The following is a 1,762-nucleotide window of genomic DNA, read 5'->3' as shown; positions in this document are numbered from 1 at the left end:
TTCTGCCTCCTGCCTCCTGCCTCCTGCCTCAAAACTCCAATTTCTAGCGGAGGGCTGCAAAGGTGAGATGCTCCCCTTATGGCAACCAAAAATCGGGAATGAATGTTTTAGTCAAACTGCGAGTAAACTGATTAATCTTTCTCCCGATTTGAATGTGCGGTTCGTCAGCTTCCACGGGAATAATTGCCGCTTTGTTTCCGATTCCGAAACGCGAAATTACCAAATTTGCCGCTTCCAAACCAGTAACATAAGCTTTTTCCTGCGACCAAGAACCGTGACGAGTCACAACCCAATCGCCGCTCATCAATACATTATCATAACTTGTTACCGCCGGCAATAAATATTGATAGCTACCAGGGGCAAAATGCGTCACTGCCCGCGACAGCCGAATCGCGCTGCTGTCAATTACTTTTGCCTCCCGAAAAGCGGGGATGCAAGTCGCTAAATCCCGCTGAACTAAGGAAACAATTTCCTCATCTTTTAGGGGAATTAATTGATTTGCGTGATAAAAGTCAGCTTCGACAACTGTTCCCGGTTCGTCTCGAAATTCGTCGTGCAAAGCATTCAAATCAAAAAACGTCCAACCTGTAGTTGAACTAAATCCAAAACAGGCATTAGAAGGCAGGGGAATGTCAATTTTTCGGTCAAACCACAGGCGAACAGCTAACACGTCAACTGCACCCAAATTCATGGCGTCCCGAAACTCTTGGCGACTTTGCAAAGCTGGGCTGGTGCTGATAATTTTTTGCATTCCCGTGACGCCAACTGCAAAAATAACGGCATCTGCCTCGAAGGTTTCTTCGCCGCAAACAACGCCTGTGGCTCGGTTGTTGCTGTCAACTTTTAAATCAGTAACTCGCTGCTTTGTCAATACTTTTGCACCGAGTTTTTCCAGGCAATCGACCCAGGGGCGAAAGATTTTTTCTCCGACAGTTCCGCGACACCAAACTACATCAAAATCCGGTTGGTGTGCTAATATGAAATAATAAAGCATTCCCAAAGCGGCGGCGGCAGAACATTGTTCTCCTGGTGCAAATAAACCTACTAATAACATAGGCTCAAAAGCATCGCGGTAGAGTCTTGCAGAAACGCCAAACTGTTTGAATAGTTCGCGGGCTGTGACGCGATCGTACCGGCGCCAAGCTTCGTCGGAATTGTCGAAATCTAGGACAGCGTAGAGTAAGGGCAACGCTGAAAGCCGATCGACTAATGGCAGCCTTTTAAATCTGGTGTAAAGAAAGGTTCCTAACGGTGTAGGAAGGCGCGGTTCGTCCTGAAAAATCGGCGATTCTACTTCCAATCCCGCTGGTGAATACTGACAAGAACGAGTCCAAGGCGTGAACGGATCTAGTCCTAATTCATTGACTAAAGAAAAGATATTTTTGTAGGGATACCAGAAGCCATGAATCCCAGCTTCTACGGAACGCCCGCCGGCGGTTTTCCACCCTGCAACTAAGCCACCCGGATAAGGGCCTGCTTCTAACAGGGTGACATCATAGCCTTGCTGGGCTAGGTGATAGGTAGCGCCTAAACCGGCCCATCCTGCACCGACGACGACTATTTTGGGGGTTGACGATTCTGCTGACATTGCGTACCTGATACTTTTAATCCAGATAATCCCCGACAATCGGTGAAAATCTGAATATAGCACACTCATCAGATACGTCTGAGAGTATGGTGGTATCCCCTTAGTGGTGCAGAAAACTCCTGAGATGCTTAAGGAGCGTAGAGAATCATAGTTAATGGAGAAAAGGGGCTTGCG

Annotated in this window: 1 protein-coding gene; it reads right to left on the bottom strand. The window is 47.4% G+C overall.

The window, feature by feature from the left end:
* Positions 1–76: 76 nt before the first annotated feature.
* Positions 77–1,588 carry an FAD-dependent oxidoreductase gene (locus QUA16_RS36545; protein ID WP_333181793.1) on the bottom strand — a complete coding sequence of 504 codons (1,512 nt, stop codon included), beginning with the start codon at positions 1,586–1,588 and terminating at the stop codon, positions 77–79.
* Positions 1,589–1,762: the final 174 nt, after the last annotated feature.

Source organism: Microcoleus sp. S13_C3, assembly GCF_036700905.1.
GTDB lineage: Bacteria > Cyanobacteriota > Cyanobacteriia > Cyanobacteriales > Microcoleaceae > Microcoleus.
This window is presented reverse-complemented; position numbering and strand designations above follow the sequence as displayed.